Origin of the sequence: Gluconobacter frateurii (genome assembly GCF_002723955.1) — a bacterium.
In the GTDB taxonomy this organism is placed as follows: domain Bacteria; phylum Pseudomonadota; class Alphaproteobacteria; order Acetobacterales; family Acetobacteraceae; genus Gluconobacter; species Gluconobacter frateurii.
In genome coordinates, this window is sequence record NZ_BEWN01000002.1 from 111,530 (window position 1) to 128,028 (window position 16,499).

Sequence of the window (16,499 nt, forward strand, 5' to 3'; positions counted from 1 at the left end):
TTGAGCGATTTCGATGTCATCGTGATCGGCGGCGGTCATGCCGGGTGCGAAGCAGCCGCAGCATCTGCGCGCTTTGGAGCCAGAACGCTCCTGCTGACACACAAGCTCGAAACCATCGGGGCCATGTCCTGCAATCCTGCCATTGGTGGAATCGGCAAAGGGCATCTTGTGCGAGAGATCGACGCACTGGATGGACTGATGGGCAAGGCTGCCGATCGGGCAGGCATCCATTTCAAGCTGCTCAATCGCTCCAAAGGACCAGCCGTTCACGGTCCCCGAGCACAGGCTGACCGCTCTCTTTACAAAACGGCTATTCAGACCCTTCTGGCAGAAACGCCTAACCTCACGATCATGGCTGGAGCGGTTGGGGATCTGATTGAAGAAAACGGACAAATCTGCGGTGTCGTCTGCGAAGATGGTCGTTCTTTCCGTTGCGGTGCCGTAGTCCTCACGACAGGTACCTTCCTGCGCGGCGTGATTCATGTCGGGCATGAGCAGCAACTTGCCGGGCGCATCGGCGAAGCCCCAGCAACGAAACTGGGCGAACGTCTGGAGGCCCTCAACCTACGAATGGGGCGCCTCAAGACCGGTACACCACCCCGCATTGCCAAAGACAGCATCGACTGGGACAACCTGCCAGAAGACCGCGGTGATGATATTCCGGAGCCTTTCAGCCCGCTGACGGATCGCATCACGAACGATCAGGTTTCTTGCCGCATCAGCCAGACGACGCCAGAAACACATCGTATCATCAACGAGAACCTGCATCGTTCCGCCATGTATGGCGGAGCAATCGCAGGGCGTGGCCCACGCTATTGCCCCTCAATTGAAGACAAGGTGGTCCGTTTCGCAGAGCGGTCGTCCCATCAGGTTTTTCTGGAGCCGGAAGCACTTCCCGGAAATCCCGGCGGGGACCTTGTCTATCCGAACGGAATCAGCACCAGCCTTCCGGCTGATGTTCAGGCACTCATGATCGCCTCCATGCCTGGCCTGGAAAAGGCCCGGATCGTGACGGCAGGATATGCTGTAGAATACGACTACGTTGATCCCCGTGAACTTCTACCATCGCTTCAGTTGCGCAGCCTGCCGGGCCTCTATCTGGCGGGTCAGATCAACGGCACAACAGGTTATGAAGAAGCAGGCGCGCAGGGTCTCCTTGCGGGCCTGAATGCCGCCCGCGCGACGGCTGGAAACGATCCGCTCATTCTGGATCGGAGCGATGCTTATCTGGGCGTCATGATCGACGATCTGACGCTGCACGGCATCAGCGAACCTTATCGCATGTTCACGTCGCGCGCCGAGTATCGTCTGATACTACGCGCCGATAACGCAGACCTGCGCCTGACACCCAAGGGCATGATGGCCGGGTGCGTGTTGGCCGAGCGTGCCAGTGCTTTTACAGACATGAAGACCCAGATTGATGCGGCCATGGCTCAGGCTGCTTCGACGACATTCCTGCCCCAGACACTCAGAGAAGTCGGATTTGAGGTCTCCTTGGACGGGCGGCGGCGGAGCGTTCTGGACGTGCTGGCCAGCAATGGCGATCATTCAAAGGTGCTGGATCTGGCGCCCTGGTTCGCAGAGTTACCGCTTCGCATCCGCCGTCATGTGGAAACGGAAGCACGCTATGGCGGCTATCTGCACAGGCAGGACCGTGAGATCAAACAGCTTGCCTCTGAAAGTGCCATCGCACTGCCGGACAATCTGAACTACAACGCCATTGGCGGCCTGAGCAGCGAAATGCGCGAGCGTTTTACTCAGGCCCGTCCGACCAGCTTTGCCGCAGCGCAGCGTGTGCGAGGCGTAACACCCGCCGCGCTGGTCGCCCTGCTGGCCCATGTAAGGACCCTGTCATGACCACCGTTTCACGTGAAACGCAGGCCAGACTGGAGCGCTTCGCAGACCTGCTCGTGCAGTGGAATGCGAAGATCAATCTGGTCAGCCCGAAAGATCTGGGTCAACTCTGGCCCCGCCATATTCAAGACAGCCTGCAACTCGCGGATCTGATCCCTGAGGGTGCCACCATTACGGACCTCGGTTCAGGCGGCGGCTTTCCGGGTCTCATTCTGGCAATCGCAACAGGCAACCCGGTTACACTCATTGAGTCAGACCAACGAAAATGCGCCTTCCTGCGAGAAGCCGGGCGCATCTGCGAAGCCAATGTCACCATCCTTCCCAAGCGGATTGAAGCGGCAACCCCACCAGAAGCCGACATCATTACCGCCCGCGCACTGGCCCCGCTGGTCAAACTGCTGGGATGGGCGCGCCCTCTGCTGAAAGAAAACGGATTTTGTCTGTTTCTCAAGGGCATAAAGGCGCAGGATGAGTTGACCGAGGCAAGCCGCGACTGGCACATGACATCCACCATTCTTCCCAGCCGCACCGACCCCGGCGGAGCCATCATCAAGGTCAGTGATTTCAAGCGTGTCGTCTAATTCCGTATCCCCCACCACCCGCATCATTGCCGTCACCAACCAGAAGGGCGGTGTTGGCAAAACCACGACCACAATCAACCTGGCTGCCGCGCTGGCACGGAAACAGCGCGTTCTGCTCGTTGATCTGGACCCTCAGGGTAATGCCTCGACCGGGTTGGGCATCGAGTATGATCAGCGGAATGTTGGTACCTATGCTGCCCTGATGCAGGAAGCAGAGCCACACGCCCTTGCTCAGCCAACCGAATTCGAGAATCTTTCGATCATCACCGCCAATAACGAACTGGCCGGCGCCGAACTGGAGATGATCGGGGATGAACGTCGGGAATATCGTTTGCGTGATGCTCTACGTGCCCTCGAAGGCGACTACGACACCATCCTGATCGATTGCCCGCCGAGCCTTGGTCTTCTGACCCTGAACGCACTGGTCGCGGCCGACAGTGTTCTGGTTCCTCTTCAGTGTGAATTCTTCGCACTTGAAGGGATCAGCCAGCTTGTTCGCACCATTGACCGTGTGCGGCGTGCCTTCAATGCAGATCTGCATCTCGAAGGCATTGTGCTGACGATGTATGATCGACGAAACAACCTTTCAGAACTCGTCGCACAGGATGCACGGGGTTTCTTCGGCGAACAGGTTCTCGAAACGCTGATCCCGAGAAATATCCGTATTTCCGAAGCCCAGAGCCATGGCAGCCCTGTGCTGAATTATGATGCACGTTCCACAGGCGCAGTCGCCTATGTGGCACTGGCGGACGAACTTCTGAAGCGAACAGAGAACAGGACAAAGGCGTAAGCTGCGATGGCCAAAAAGGACACTTCCCCGCGCCTCGGTCGTGGACTTGCAGCCCTTTTGGGCGATCAGGCCCCCCAGCTTGCCCGCACAACGCGCGCGAATGCTCCGGTGCAGCAGCATACTTCCCTACCCGTCGATGTGCTGGAGCCAAGCCCCTTTCAGCCGCGTCAGGACATGAACCCTGAACGACTGGAAGAACTGGCCAACTCCATTCGCTCCCGAGGTATCCTTCAGCCCTTGCTGGTCCGGCCTGACCCTGCCAACCCGGAACGCTATCAGATCATCGCCGGTGAGCGCCGGTGGCGTGCGTCTCAGCTTGCGGGCCTGCACAGTGTGCCTGTCCATGTACGCCAGCTCGATGATACGGATGCCATGGCTGCGGCACTGGTCGAAAACCTTCAGCGCGCAGACCTGAACCCGATCGAAGAAGCCGAGGGACTACAGCGTCTCATCAACGATTATACGCTGACACAGGAAGAACTGGCGGGCGCTGTGGGCAAATCCCGCCCGCACATCACCAATACCATGCGTTTGCTAAACCTTCCGGCTGAGGTGCGTGCTCACGTCCGCCAGGGCGAGTTAACGGCTGGTCACGCACGCGCCCTTCTGGGTCACCCTGACCCAGTGGCCGCTGCCAAAATTGTTCTGGAAAAGGGCCTGAACGTCCGTCAGACGGAAGCTCTTGCTGCAGAAAAATCAGAAAAGAAGCCAGCATCCAAAAGTCGTCGCGACGCAGAAATCGTTCAGATTGAAGAAGATCTTGCTCTTCGTCTGGGGCTGAAAGTCCGGATTTCCTACGACGGAAAAAAAGGCGGCTCCCTCAAGATTGATTATCGCTCTCTTGAACAGTTCGAAAGCCTCATGCGCCTTCTAAACCACTCGTAAGAAACTGTTTTTAGGAGGTTTTTCAGATTTATTCGTTTTTTTCTGCGAATCCCTCTTGCATAGCAGCCACCCTTCCCTCTATAACGCGCCTCACCGGAAACGGAGCGACGGGCACATAGCTCAGTTGGTAGAGCAGCTGACTCTTAATCAGCGGGTCCAAGGTTCGAGCCCTTGTGTGCCCACCAAGCTCCGTTTCCGGTCTTATCCTTGAAAAATCAGATGCCTGTCTTTCTTCAAAGAAGAGAGACTTCTTTTATTCGCTGATACAACCGTGGTCTGCGGACTCAATCCGGACTCCCCTCTGGATTCTCCACAAACAGGAGAATCCTATCTCTCTAATTTCAGACTCTGTATTTCCTGCTGAAAATCTCAGCCTCGAAAATCCGGAAGTTCGTTCACAGCAACCACGCGCCAGAGCCCATTAATCCGTTCAATAATAGAAATGGAGAGGTTTTGGATCGTAAACCTGAGCGCAATATCCGGGTGAATAGCCAGGGCGTGGGAGAGTGCTGCACGAATAGCGCCCCCATGGCTGACCATCACCATATCCTGACCAGGATGCGTGTTAGCAAGGTCTTCCAAACCGTGAGAGACGCGCGCACAGACATCCAGCATGCTCTCACCGCCCGGCGGAAGCTCGCTTGCGGACAGCGACCAGAACGGGTTTGGCGGCAGGCTCAAAAGCGACAGAAACTGGTCATGCGGTGTTCCATGCCAGTCCCCGATCGACTGTTCGATAAACCGCGCATCCAGCGTCACATCAGGGCACTGAAATTCTCCCGCACAACGAATCTGCGCAGCCGTGTCCCACGCTCTTTGCAGGGGAGAACTATACCAGACAGCATCTGCGGGAAGACGACGCGCCAGAGCAGCATAACCACCCTGCTGAGAGGCCATGGCTTCCTTGCAGAGAGGAACATCCATGGCCCCATACATTGTCTTGCGCGCACTGGCCTCCACGACAGCATGTCGCACGAGCCAGAAGCGCGTAATGCCCCGAGGAAGCTCAGGAGTGTCGAGGAAGTGTCCGTGCGGGACTGCGTGATCTGTCTGTGTCATGAGAAAGGCGCGTAACGAGGAACAGGATTGACGTCCAGCAGAACGTTCCAATGTTTCAGGATCAGTTCCAGTTTAGCCAGTACCCTGCGGGCATCCGCACATTCCCGCTGTAACCTCTGTGGTTCGTCCAGCCCCGCATGAGAGGGCTCCCCTGAAACCAGTCGCGCACCAGCGCATAAGCGCAAAGCACCAGCCGGGCCGTCCAGAAGCGGGTGTGGAACCGGAACGGGCTGTCCCAGAACACAGAGCAGAGCTGGCTCCCCTTCCCTCACCCATGGTGAGAGATCTGCATTCAGCCAGCGGTGCAACTTCCGGGCATTTTCCAGCTCAAGCGGATGTTCGGGCGCGAGGGGATCATTGACCAAAAAAGACAGGATTGTCGGAACTGCGTCCCAGCGGCCATCATCCACAGGTTGTCCCATAGGAAGCATGGTCAGCGAAGGACATCGTTCCACCATCTCGATAGCCTGGGTCATGAAATAATCCAGCCGATGACGGATCGTGTCATCCGGTAAAACAAACAGGGCGTCCATCTCTGCAAGCGCAGCATGCCATCGCAGAGCGAGACCAATATTATGCCCAGTATTCAATGCGTTTTTATCTGATCCTTCCGGCCATTCATCCCGATTTGCATAGTCTTTAAGACCAATTGGAAGAGACAATGATGGAAGGCGATTTCGCAGCGTTTCCGGCAAAAGGATTGCTCCACAGAACGGTGGCCCTGTGAAAAATTTAGAGCCCGTCACCATGACCATCAGACCACTCTGTACCCACTCGAAAACACGTGCTGGGCTAAGGCGAGCCTGGCAGGCATCCACCACAACACTAAAATGCTCTCCAAGCTCGCTTCGCAGGATTTCAATGGTTTCCATGTCCGGAGCAGCCAAGCCAGTTTTGGACTGGTCCAGACGGTGCATTAAAACATGCCGACCGGCTTTTACTTCACGCCGCGCGAGTTCAAGGCATTCGGCATTAATGTCTTCGATTGCCCGGGAAGATCCATCCGGATGCCTGATAGTCACACCGATGAGACGGGTATCGGCGGAGAACCCCTCAATCAGTTCCCCTTTTCCCACTAAGGTCGCGCACGCGCTGTCAGTGGCGAAATGACGACCACAGGCAGCCAGTGGCACACCACTTCCGGTCTCGTCCGGGGCAAGCAAAATGGAACTGACAGGACGCTCGGTGCCTGCGGCTACGAGAGCCAGGACTGCCAGTTCACAGTCGGTCCCGGAGGCAGACAGCAATACCGCGTCTTCGGGCAGATCATAGTGTCGCCCAATGCCAGACCGCGCATTCTTGACCATTGTTTCCTGAACAAGATCCGGGTCCTGCTGTGAAAGAAGGGCGTTCATCATCGCACATCGTGCCGCCTCTGCCCCTCCAAACCCACGTTCTGACAGAGAAGAAGCAGTTGAAGAACCAAAAGTGACAGCCCAGGGACGGGGACGGTGCGAACAGGAATAACGGTTCAGCCCTGTTTCCGGATCAACGGCCAGTCTGGAGTCCCCGCCGCTGCTCATTAATGTTTCTGCAGGTGCCATGACAGGCCACAGACGCACAAGAATAGGCTGCAACCTCTGTGCATCTTCCGCCGTAAACACGGGTGCCTTTGGAAACAGCAGCTTCAAGCTCTCCCAGATATGCAGCAATGTCTGGCTATCCGGCACATCCCCTGCACAGACGGCAAGTTCGGTCGGAAGCGGGCAGGCCGCATTCGTGTCGAGACCATGAAACAGTGCGGCAACACGCGCGGCAGCAAAACTGGCGAGACGAGCGTCTGCGCCACCATGGAGCAGCCTGAAAAGTTCAACAGCCTGCCGCAGAAATGTTGGGGCGAGTGCTGGATTGCGAAGACAGGGTTCCCCCAGCTTCAGGCATACCTGCCCAACAGGAGAGGCAGGATGTTCAGGCAGGTTTTCTCCGAGCTGAAATGGCTGCTTCAGGGAAATATCCAGCTCTGGCATGAGACCCGCCGCAACGACCCGAAGGTCTGGACGTTCCAGCACATCAACGAGCGAGCGGGTTAATGTATCAGCCAGCATACCTTTGTTCTCCTGCGTGCCTAACAGGAGTGTCTGGGTAGCTCATTCAGCGATGTGGGGCGAGACCTTATGGATGTAGAAATAGTTTCATTAGTATTACCGACAGCCATGTTTGCGCCTCTTGTACAACACTGTAAGATACTTTCCTGTGGCGGGGCTGAAGCTCCTACCGTGATGTTAAGGAGTTGAAATGCGGATATTGTTGACAGGCGGTTGCGGCTTCATTGGTTCGGCCGTGGTGCGTCATATTATCAGAAACACCGAACACAGTGTGCTGAACGTAGACTGCATGACCTATGCAGCCTCAGAAGATACCGTAGCCGAGGTCGCTTCCGATCCGCGTTATTCTCACGCACGGGCAAACATTGTGAACGGCGTAGAAATGCAGCGCCTGTTCGAGGAATATCGCCCGGATGCCGTCATGCATCTGGCTGCTGAGAGCCATGTGGACCGCTCGATCGACGGACCCGGCGTCTTTATCCAGACCAATGTCGTGGGAACCTATTCCCTTCTGGAAGCTGCGCGCAAATACTGGAACGGCCTCGGAAACGAAGAGAAAGCCGCATTCCGGTTCCACCACATTTCCACGGACGAAGTCTTTGGCCATCTTGAGCCGAATGATCCGCCGTTCACCGAAACAACGCCTTACGATCCGCGCAGCCCGTATTCAGCCTCCAAGGCATCGTCCGATCATCTGGTCCGGGCCTGGTATCACACTTACGGTCTGCCAACATTCGTTACCAACACCACTAACAACTATGGTGTCTGGCATTTCCCTGAAAAGCTGATTCCCCTTGTCACCATCAACGCCATCGAAGGGCGTGAACTGCCTGTTTACGGCAAGGGCGAAAATATCCGCGACTGGCTCTTCGTCGAAGACCATGCCGAAGCTCTGGTCCGCGCTGTGGAAATTGGAAAGCCGGGCGAGACCTATGCTATCGGTGCCCGTCAGCCGCGCACCAACCTTGAAGTCGTCAAGAAAATCTGTGCCGTTCTGGATGAACTTCTGCCAGACCCGGAAGGCCCGCGTGAGCGTCTGATCCGTTACGTGACGGACCGCCCCGGCCATGATTTCCGTTATGAAATCGACCCGTCCCATGCTGAAAAAGAGCTGGACTGGAAAGCCAAGAACGACTTCGAAACCGGCATCCGCAAGACGGTTCAGTGGTATCTCGACAACCGTGACTGGTGGGAAGGAATCCGCTCCAAGCGTTATACGGGACAGCGACTGGGAACACGCGCATGAGCACGATCGACACGAAGCCCATGAAGGGCATTATCCTGGCTGGCGGTTCGGGCACGCGCCTGTATCCCATGACGCTCGCTTCCTCCAAGCAGCTCCTGCCGGTCTACGACAAGCCAATGATCTACTACCCCCTTTCCACGCTGATGCTGGCGGGAATCCGGGACATCATGATCATCACCACGCCGCATGACATGCCTCAGTTCCAGCGCCTTCTGGGCGATGGTTCCCAGTTTGGCGTAACATTCGAGTATCGCATTCAGCCTTCCCCGGATGGTCTGGCTCAGGCATTTCTGATTGCGGAAGACTGGCTTGACGAATCCCCCTGTGCGCTTGCCCTGGGTGACAATCTGATCTTCGCCGATCATCTGGGTGTGCTGCTACGTGCGGCTGCAAACCGTCCGGAAGGTGCAACTGTCTTCGCATATCAGGTCCGCGACCCAGAGCGCTATGGTGTGGTCTCATTCGACCAGAGTGGCAAAGCGCTTGAAGTCGTCGAAAAGCCGGAAAATCCTGAATCAAACTGGGCCATCACGGGCCTGTACTTCTATGATCACCGTGTTGTGGATTTCGCCAAGAAGGTAAAGCCCAGCGCCCGTGGCGAACTGGAGATCACAGACCTCAACCGCATGTATCTTGAAGAAGGCACGCTTCAGGTTGATCGTCTGAGCCGCGGCTGCGCGTGGCTTGATGCTGGTATGCCTGACAGCCTGATGCAGGCTGGCAGCTTCGTTCAGACCATCCAGTCCCGTCAGGGCATGCTGGTAGGTTCTCCGGCTGAAGTCGCTTTCCGCAACAAGTTCATTACCGCCGATCAGCTTCGCGACCATGCCAAGAAAATGGGCAAGACAGAACTGGGTCGTCTTCTGCTTGAACTGGCAGATCACGGCGCCTGATCTTCCCTGCGCTGCCTGACCAGGTCAGGCAGCGTTTTTTCTGCTGAGGCACAGTCTGCCTTTATTTCCAGATCTCATTTTCTGAAGGAAACCGTCATGAAGGTCGAACGGCTAGCCATTCCGGAAGTCATTCTCGTTACGCCTCCTCGTTTCAGCGATAATCGCGGCTTCTTTTCCGAAACCTATAATTTTGATCGTATGACGGAGGCCGGCATCAACCTGCCTTTCGTTCAGGACAATCAGAGCCTCTCTGTTGAAAAAGGCGTCGTCCGCGGGCTGCATTGCCAGTTGGCCCCCTACGAACAAGGCAAACTCGTTCGCGTAACGCGTGGTGCCATCTGGGATGTGGCCGTAGATGCCCGCACGGGCTCACCAACCTATGGCAAGTGGGTTGCTGCTGAGCTCTCTGCTGAAAACTGGTCCCAGTTATGGGTTCCGCCCGGCTTCCTGCATGGTTTTGTGACGCTCGAAGAGAACACCGAAGTCCAGTACAAATGCACGTCTCTTTACAGCAAGGTCTCCGAACGTGCAGTCATCTGGAACTCTCCGGAACTGAACATTGACTGGCCCATTTCCGAAGAAGAAGCCGTTCTGTCCGACAAGGACAAAATCGCGCCGCACTTCTCGGAAGCCAAAGGCTGGTTCCAGTACGAAAAGTGAGTAAAGCCATGTCCAGCACAGGTTCCATCCTCGTCACGGGCGGCAATGGCCAGCTTGCGACATCCCTCGCCACTCTCGGCGGTGACCGCATCATTCGTGTGGGTCGACCGGAGTTCGATTTCGACAAGCCTGAAACGATCGCAGCCGCGATTGAAAAATATCACCCGGCTGCTGTGGTGAATGCCGCTGCCTGGACGGCTGTCGATCTGGCTGAAACCGAGAAAGACGGTGCAGAACGCGCCAATAACTCGGGTCCGAAGGCGCTTGCTGAAGCCTGTGCCAAGGCAGGCATTCCGTTTGTGCATGTTTCGACGGACTATGTCTTTTCCGGTGACAAGGGCACGCCCTACACCGAAGAAGACCCGACCAGCCCTGAGACGGTCTATGGCAGCACCAAGGCTGACGGTGAACAGGCCGTTCTGGCAGCCAACCCAAAGAGCATCGTTCTCAGAACGTCCTGGGTCTATTCGGCGCACGGCAAGAACTTCATCAAGACCATGATCAACGCTGGGGCAAAGAACCCGGCTCTCAAGGTCGTTGGAGATCAGAGCGGCAACCCGACCAGTTCCGACGATCTGGCGGAAGCCATCCTCGCCATTCTGGCTCTGGTGGAAAAAGACGGGTGGAAGCCAGAATACGCTGGCATCTACCACGCCAGCGGAACCGGCGAGACGACCTGGCACGGCCTGGCAGTCGCTGCCCTTGAAGAAGCCGAAAAACATGGGCAGGCCATGCCCACGGTTACGGCAATCCGTACAGAAGACTGGCCTACGCCAGCCAAGCGTCCGCAGGATTCCCGGCTGGACTGTTCAAAACTTCATCGCATTTTTGGCGTTAAATTGCCTGAATGGCGTGAGAGTGTAGCCCGTACGGTGCATCGTCTCTTTACGGCTTCGTAAGTTTTACAGGCCATTCTGATAAGGAATGGTCTGTATTCCGCGTTTTGTTTCTGTTCGTTTTCATAAGGATGTCATGTCTTCTCCTCAATCCGGCACCCGCCGCTGGAACCCGCAGATGATCCGGGGAGGAGCAAGTCAAGGTGCGGACAGAACAACGCGCGTTGCTATTCTGTTATCGCTTTACAATGGCGAAACTTACCTGAACGCACAGCTCGACAGCATTTTAGCCCAGTCTCACACAGACTGGGTTCTTTACTGGCGCGATGACGGGTCAACAGATGCTTCACGCGTCATTATGCTCTCCTTTGCTGCACACCGTGGGCATGGACGCTGCGTCGAGATCACGTCCCTTCCCGGCTCGAACGGTGTCGGAGCATCGTACCTGCATCTGCTGGATTCCATTCCAGAAACGCCGTTCGTTGCGTTCGCTGATCAGGACGACGTCTGGCACCCCAAAAAACTGGAATGGGCTGTAGAGTGGCTTCGGACTCAACCTGCCCAGATCCCGGCAATTTATTGCGCCCGTCAGTATCTGACGGATAGCACGCTGAACGTCTTCAGCAAGTCCGAACGGTTACATCGACAGCCGTGTTTTGCAGCGGCTCTGACCCAGAATATTGCAACAGGCCATACAGCTGTCATTAACGCAGCCGCCTGCCATTTGATGCAGGGAACCACTCCGCCCGCCAACACCTTGCATGACTGGTGGGCGTATTTGCTGACTATGGCAGCCGGCGGAGAAATTTTCTTTGATGATCGCTGCGTGAGTTATTACCGGCAGCACTCCTGCAATACGGTCGGTGCGAAGCATTCCAGAATCCAGCGCGGCCTTGGCGCCTTAAAACGCGGGCCTGGCGCTTTCATGACGATCTTCGAATCAAACGTGCAACGTCTTCTGAGCTATCCAGACATGCTGACGCCGGAATCCAAAGCGCTTCTTGAAGATCTGTCTCAGGCCCGGACGTTTAAAGAACGTTTCAGGCTCCTCTGGAAACGGCCAGAGCTTCAGAGACAGACCTTTGGTGAAACTACCGTTTTTCGCCTCTGGTATCTGCTGGCCACGCGTTGCCACTAATGGCCTAAGCCTAACTCCCGCTTCATTGCCTCCATGAAGGTCTTGTCCTGCTCCGGGTCAAACGGTCTGGCAGCAGCATAATCATAGGCTATACTGGCAGCCTTGGTGCGTTTGTCGTCCTCCTCGCTCGCGTAGCGCGGCACGATATGGGTGTGAAGCGAGGGCGCAAGATTACACCATGTCTCATAATTGATACGAGATGCCCCGGTCACCGCCAGAAGGGCATCCCCAACCGCAGCCATATCCAGAAGGTACTGGGCCCTCGCCTCTCCGTGCAAATCATTGAGGGAGGAAACGATGGGATCTGCGAGAAGCTGGCAATACCCCGGAAGAGGCTGGGTCTCCCCAAGCACAAGCCAGCCAGATTTCATACGTCCAATGACAAACGGGTTATTGCCGCTTCGTGCAGCAATAACCCGTTGAGCGATAACGTTCATATCCGGTCCTCCTCAAGAAAGGAGGAACCGTATCATGCTGCAGACCGAGCGTCCTCTTCATCCTCTTCCGGGACAATGCGCTTGTTCTCCCGCGTCGGACGGAAACGATTTTCCAGCAGCGCGTCTTCAATGTCTTCAAGGGAAGCACCGGAAGTCTCCGGAACAAAGAAGAACACAAAGATCACGGAGGCCAGGTTGACCAGGGCGTAGAACCACATCGTCCATGTCAGGCCAATGCCCTCGGCCATTGTCAGCGCCGTACTGGTCACAAGCAGATCTGCTCCCCATAGCGTCGCTGCGTGCAGGGATGTTGCCTGCCCACGCATGGAAAGCGGGAACATTTCCGCACCCAGAAGCCAACCGCAGACCTGAATACCACCAGAGTTGAACATCATGAACAGCAGCAGAAAGGCCACGATCAGATAAGATCCAATGCTCCCTGGAGCCGGATGGCTCATGAACATGATGCCCAGACCAACCAGAGACAGGGCAGCACCCGGCCCCATGATCAGCATGAGACGACGACGGCCGATCCGGTCCACGAACAGGCAGCCCAGAAAGGTCATGATGCAATAAACGATCGCCACACCCAGCGACGCCCATAGTGCCGAAGATGCACCAAATCCGGCATCGTTCAGGAACGTCGGCGCATAATAGATCATCATCTCCAGGCCGCCGCACTGGGTAAAGAATGCGACACCAAGCGCTGCAACCAGTGCGGGACGAACCCAGGGCTGGAAGAGGCCACGCCAGCCACGGTTCTTCGGATCGATATCCGTTGCGTTCTCGCGGATCGCTTCCACTTCTTTGCGGACTGCCCGCTTGGTCGTCCGAATACGGCTGAGATGAAGAATGGCGTTCTTCATGCCTTCATTTTCAGCCGACCAGCGAGGGCTTTTCGGCATGAAGAACATGGACACGAAAACGATGGCTGCGGGAATGGCGGCAATCCCCACCATCGGGCGCCAACCCCAGTTCGTCCGCTGCGTCAGGCCAATGATATTAGCAATCAGAATACCCAGACCAATGGCAACATTGAACATTGTCACCAGGCTGCCACGGCGTTCCTGAGGTGCCAGTTCCGAAATATACATCGGAACCACCTGTGTAGATCCACCGACGGCAAGTCCAAGCACGAAACGGGCCGCAATCAGATTCCAGACATCTGGGGAAAATGCACAAGCCGTTGCACCGAGAACAAACACACCACTGACAATGCAGGTTGTTGTGCGTCGACCAAATTTCTCGGAGAGGGCGCCTGCCACGAAAGCACCAAACACTGCGCCCAGAAGAATAGCGGAGGCGACGCTTTCCTTCATGGTGGAGTTCAGATGGAAGTCATCACCAATAAGAGGAAGCGTTCCCGAAATGATGCCTGTATCATAACCGTAAAGCCCACCGCAGATTGCGGCGACCATAGCGGCCAGCATCAGGATCAGTTTCGCATTCGGCGAGACCTCGATTTTGGAGAGGTCTATCTGTTCACGAACAGGTCGAGATGTTTTCGTATCATTTGACATAGCGATATTAACATAGAGCAATCTGTCAGGTTTTTCGCGCCCGTTCTATTTTTTCATAAAAAACCGCGTTTTCCCTATAGTCTGGCGATACGGTGTGAAGTTGGTTATGAACAGAGAACCTATGGAGGCCCACAATGTCGACTGAAACTCCGGATACAACCCGCGATGCACCCGTCATTACCGGCAGGGCTCTGATTATCCTTCATCTCTGCCTGATCGCCTTTATCGGGCTGGTTCACCTTCGTCTGGTGACAATGACAGGCAATTAACGCCTGACCATGCACGCCATTCCATAACAGGCGGCGGCTCCAAGCCCGATCCAGAATGGCACGGGCACGTCTGTCACCCAGGACAGAGCAAGACCTCCCCAGGACAGAAACAGGGCCAGAGACACCGCAGTGGCGAGCCCTGCAACGGGCCTCAAACCTAACCGGAGAGCCGTTGCCGCCGGGCCGATCATGAGGCTGAAGGCCAGAAGCGCGCCCGAGACTTCTGCACAGGCGGAACAAGCCAAGGCCGCTATCGCCATAAATCCGAGTGACGTAAGACGCACCGGAACTCCACGCGCCTGCGCCACGTCCGGCATCAGGCTTGCGAACAAAAGCGGTCGCCCCAGAAAAGCCAGCCCAGCCAGACAGAGCACTGTGACGGTGCTCAGTGCGAGGAGTGTTGGCGTATCAATACCCAGCACATCTCCAAACAGAAGCGTTGTCGCCATGCTTGAGGCGCCATTCGCTTCGTGCAGGAACCATGTTCCCAGACCGAGACTGGCAGCAAGAACGAGGCCAATCATGCTGTCACGTTGGGGTGAAAGAGCCCCTGCCCCCTTTGTTTCATTGCCCATCGCCAAGCCAGCCAAAAGACTGAAAGCGATCATCCCATAAAGGGGAGAAACACCGAGCCAGACCGCCCCTGCAGCACCACTAAAGCCAATATGAGACAGAGCATGGGCAGCAAAGGCCTGACGCCGCAGGATCAGAAACCACCCCACCGTTCCCGCCAGCACAGAAACGATGGTGCATCCCAGAAAAGCATGTCGCATGAATTCGAATTCAAACATGCAGACTGCCATTCTTCAGCTTCAGAATACGCGACATCTTCCCGCCCAGAGCCTCTGTCTCGTGAGAGGTCAGGAGGATGGAAATTCCAAGGTCCCGCGTCAGAGTATCCAGCAAAGACACAATCTGATGCTGTGCTTCATGGTCCAGAGCCGCCAGAGGTTCGTCCAGAAGTAGCATCTTCGGATTGTCTGTCAGAGCCTGCGCAAGACAGACGCGCTGACGTTCCCCTCCAGACAGAAGGCCAAGAGGCCGGCGGGCAAAAGATAGCGCGCCCGTCAGAGCCAGCAGTCGTTCAGCATCCTCTCGCCGGGCACGAGACGGCAGAGGTATTCCCCAGCGTGCACCTTTCATCGCTGCCATGACATGACTGATCGCCGGAATCATCAAAGCCGTGTCACTGAGGCCCTGAGGCATGTAGCCGATCTGTCTGCAGGCAAGTTCAGGCGGCTGGCCCTTGAGAAGAAGAACACCACTCTGGAGGCGCACAAGGCCAAGGCAAGCCTTCAGAAAAGTCGATTTTCCGGAACCGTTCCGGCCTGCCAAAAGCGTCACGCCGGTCATGGGGACTGTCAGGGTGACGTTATCCAGAATGGTCTTGGCGCCTGCGCAGAGTGTGACCTGGTCAAGGGAAAGGTTATCTGGATGCGCCATCAAGGGCCTTCTGAACGGACTCGATAATTGAAGACACCCACTCCTGCCACGATAGTCCCGGGGGCAGCGTTTCCCCAACCATGACGAGCGGCATACCACTGCTCCGGGCCTTGTCCACCATCCGGTCAATCTGGGGCGATCTCACAGCCGGATTTACAATCAGCAGTTTGACGGTCTTCTCATCCAGCGCCGTCTCAAGCACCGCAACATCCCTCGGAGAAGGCTCCGTGTGGTGCATGACAGCCAGGGCAAATCCTGCATCCACAATATGCAAACCCATATGCTGGATCAGGTCAGCCCCAACCGGCTCCATCGCTGCGATAGCCGTTCCATCATAAGTCTGTCGCAGCTTGCCGCTGCGCGCTTCCAGACCGTCAATCTGTTCCAGGAAAGCCTTCAGACGTTGCTGGACCGCCTCATGATCCAGTCCCTGCTTGACGAAAACACGCGCCATGGCCGTCGCAACCTTGCGAACGGCAACAGGATCAAGAAACAGATGAGGATTGTCTCCCACTGTCCAACCAGCTTCCTGCGCTGCAATGATACGGGGCGCAGAAGCCGATACGAAAGGCAGCGCCCAGTCATCATAAGTCGCGCCATTGAGCACAACCAGCGCCGCACGCGCTGTCTGGCGTGCCATCGAGGGGGTCGGGGTCAGTTCATGAGGGTCGATGCCGGGCGTTGAGATCAGGGCCTGCGTGGTGATTTCAGGTCCACCAATCTGGGCAGCGATGTTGCACCAGACAGATTCAACACAAACCACAGGCATCGGGGCGGCAGAAGCGACAGGTGCAGTCAGCAGCGAACCGACCAGACACAGGGTTCGGAAACGATGCATGAGTT

General features: G+C 56.3%; 17 protein-coding genes and 1 tRNA gene. 11 read left to right on the forward strand and 7 right to left on the reverse strand.

Annotated features, from left to right (window positions below; translation table 11 throughout):
• The 5 genes from mnmG (at position 1) to GFR01_RS05970 (ending at position 4,295) form a co-directional block, all read left to right on the forward strand.
• Entirely contained in the window at positions 1-1,857 is a 1,857-nt protein-coding gene (gene mnmG / locus GFR01_RS05950; RefSeq protein ID WP_099181704.1) for a tRNA uridine-5-carboxymethylaminomethyl(34) synthesis enzyme MnmG, read from the forward strand.
• Positions 1,854-2,435 (forward strand): 16S rRNA (guanine(527)-N(7))-methyltransferase RsmG, encoded by a 582-nt coding sequence (gene rsmG / locus GFR01_RS05955; protein WP_099181705.1) that lies wholly within the window; start codon positions 1,854-1,856, stop codon positions 2,433-2,435. The genes mnmG and rsmG overlap by 4 nt, the downstream gene beginning before the upstream one ends.
• Complete coding sequence (locus GFR01_RS05960) at positions 2,425-3,225, forward strand: ParA family protein (RefSeq protein ID WP_063904991.1); 801 nt, start codon at positions 2,425-2,427, stop codon at positions 3,223-3,225. The genes rsmG and GFR01_RS05960 overlap by 11 nt, the downstream gene beginning before the upstream one ends.
• A 6-nt stretch (positions 3,226-3,231) precedes the next feature.
• Positions 3,232-4,110, forward strand: a complete 879-nt coding sequence (locus GFR01_RS05965; RefSeq protein ID WP_099181706.1) for a ParB/RepB/Spo0J family partition protein — start codon at positions 3,232-3,234, stop codon at positions 4,108-4,110.
• A gap of 109 nt (positions 4,111-4,219) precedes the next feature.
• Positions 4,220-4,295, forward strand: a tRNA-Lys gene (locus GFR01_RS05970).
• A gap of 184 nt (positions 4,296-4,479) precedes the next feature.
• Here GFR01_RS05970 and GFR01_RS05975 read toward each other — a convergent pair.
• Positions 4,480-5,169, reverse strand: coding sequence for a histidine phosphatase family protein (locus tag GFR01_RS05975; protein WP_099181707.1), 690 nt, complete (start codon positions 5,167-5,169; stop codon positions 4,480-4,482).
• Positions 5,166-7,214: a hypothetical protein gene (locus GFR01_RS05980; RefSeq protein WP_099181708.1), complete on the reverse strand. Its 2,049-nt coding sequence runs from the start codon at positions 7,212-7,214 to the stop codon at positions 5,166-5,168. Before GFR01_RS05980 ends, GFR01_RS05975 begins: the two co-directional genes overlap by 4 nt.
• A gap of 190 nt (positions 7,215-7,404) precedes the next feature.
• Between GFR01_RS05980 and rfbB the strand changes: the two genes are divergently transcribed.
• The 5 genes from rfbB (at position 7,405) to GFR01_RS06005 (ending at position 11,987) form a co-directional block, all read left to right on the forward strand.
• Positions 7,405-8,460 carry a dTDP-glucose 4,6-dehydratase gene (gene rfbB / locus GFR01_RS05985; protein ID WP_016738479.1) on the forward strand — a complete coding sequence of 352 codons (1,056 nt, stop codon included), beginning with the start codon at positions 7,405-7,407 and terminating at the stop codon, positions 8,458-8,460.
• Positions 8,461-8,480: 20 nt separating this feature from the next.
• Complete coding sequence (gene rfbA, locus GFR01_RS05990) at positions 8,481-9,353, forward strand: glucose-1-phosphate thymidylyltransferase RfbA (RefSeq protein WP_174694690.1); 873 nt, start codon at positions 8,481-8,483, stop codon at positions 9,351-9,353.
• A 96-nt stretch (positions 9,354-9,449) separates the two neighbouring features.
• Entirely contained in the window at positions 9,450-10,013 is a 564-nt protein-coding gene (rfbC, locus tag GFR01_RS05995; protein ID WP_063904979.1) for a dTDP-4-dehydrorhamnose 3,5-epimerase, read from the forward strand.
• 8 nt (positions 10,014-10,021) lie between these two features.
• Entirely contained in the window at positions 10,022-10,912 is an 891-nt protein-coding gene (gene rfbD / locus GFR01_RS06000; protein WP_167384221.1) for a dTDP-4-dehydrorhamnose reductase, read from the forward strand.
• Between the two features lie 73 nt (positions 10,913-10,985).
• Positions 10,986-11,987, forward strand: a complete 1,002-nt coding sequence (locus GFR01_RS06005; protein ID WP_099182113.1) for a glycosyltransferase — start codon at positions 10,986-10,988, stop codon at positions 11,985-11,987.
• Here the strand turns inward: GFR01_RS06005 and GFR01_RS06010 are convergent.
• A complete protein-coding gene (locus GFR01_RS06010) occupies positions 11,984-12,424 on the reverse strand; it encodes an HIT family protein (protein ID WP_099181710.1) in 441 nt (146 codons plus the stop codon). The two genes, GFR01_RS06005 and GFR01_RS06010, sit on opposite strands and share 4 nt — an antisense overlap.
• 32 nt (positions 12,425-12,456) lie before the next feature.
• A complete protein-coding gene (locus GFR01_RS06015) occupies positions 12,457-13,944 on the reverse strand; it encodes a sugar porter family MFS transporter (protein WP_174694671.1) in 1,488 nt (495 codons plus the stop codon).
• 134 nt (positions 13,945-14,078) lie between these two features.
• Between GFR01_RS06015 and GFR01_RS16105 the strand changes: the two genes are divergently transcribed.
• Complete coding sequence (locus GFR01_RS16105; RefSeq protein WP_264780555.1) at positions 14,079-14,213, forward strand: hypothetical protein; 135 nt, start codon at positions 14,079-14,081, stop codon at positions 14,211-14,213.
• Here GFR01_RS16105 and GFR01_RS06025 read toward each other — a convergent pair.
• Genes GFR01_RS06025 through GFR01_RS06035 form a run of 3 tightly spaced genes read right to left on the reverse strand, consistent with a single transcriptional unit; the run spans position 14,210 to position 16,494 of the window.
• Complete coding sequence (locus tag GFR01_RS06025; RefSeq protein ID WP_099182115.1) at positions 14,210-15,004, reverse strand: metal ABC transporter permease; 795 nt, start codon at positions 15,002-15,004, stop codon at positions 14,210-14,212. The genes GFR01_RS16105 and GFR01_RS06025 overlap by 4 nt on opposite strands.
• Entirely contained in the window at positions 14,997-15,656 is a 660-nt protein-coding gene (locus GFR01_RS06030) for a metal ABC transporter ATP-binding protein (protein ID WP_099181711.1), read from the reverse strand. Before GFR01_RS06030 ends, GFR01_RS06025 begins: the two co-directional genes overlap by 8 nt.
• Positions 15,640-16,494 carry a metal ABC transporter solute-binding protein, Zn/Mn family gene (locus tag GFR01_RS06035; protein WP_099181712.1) on the reverse strand — a complete coding sequence of 285 codons (855 nt, stop codon included), beginning with the start codon at positions 16,492-16,494 and terminating at the stop codon, positions 15,640-15,642. Before GFR01_RS06035 ends, GFR01_RS06030 begins: the two co-directional genes overlap by 17 nt.
• Positions 16,495-16,499: the final 5 nt, after the last annotated feature.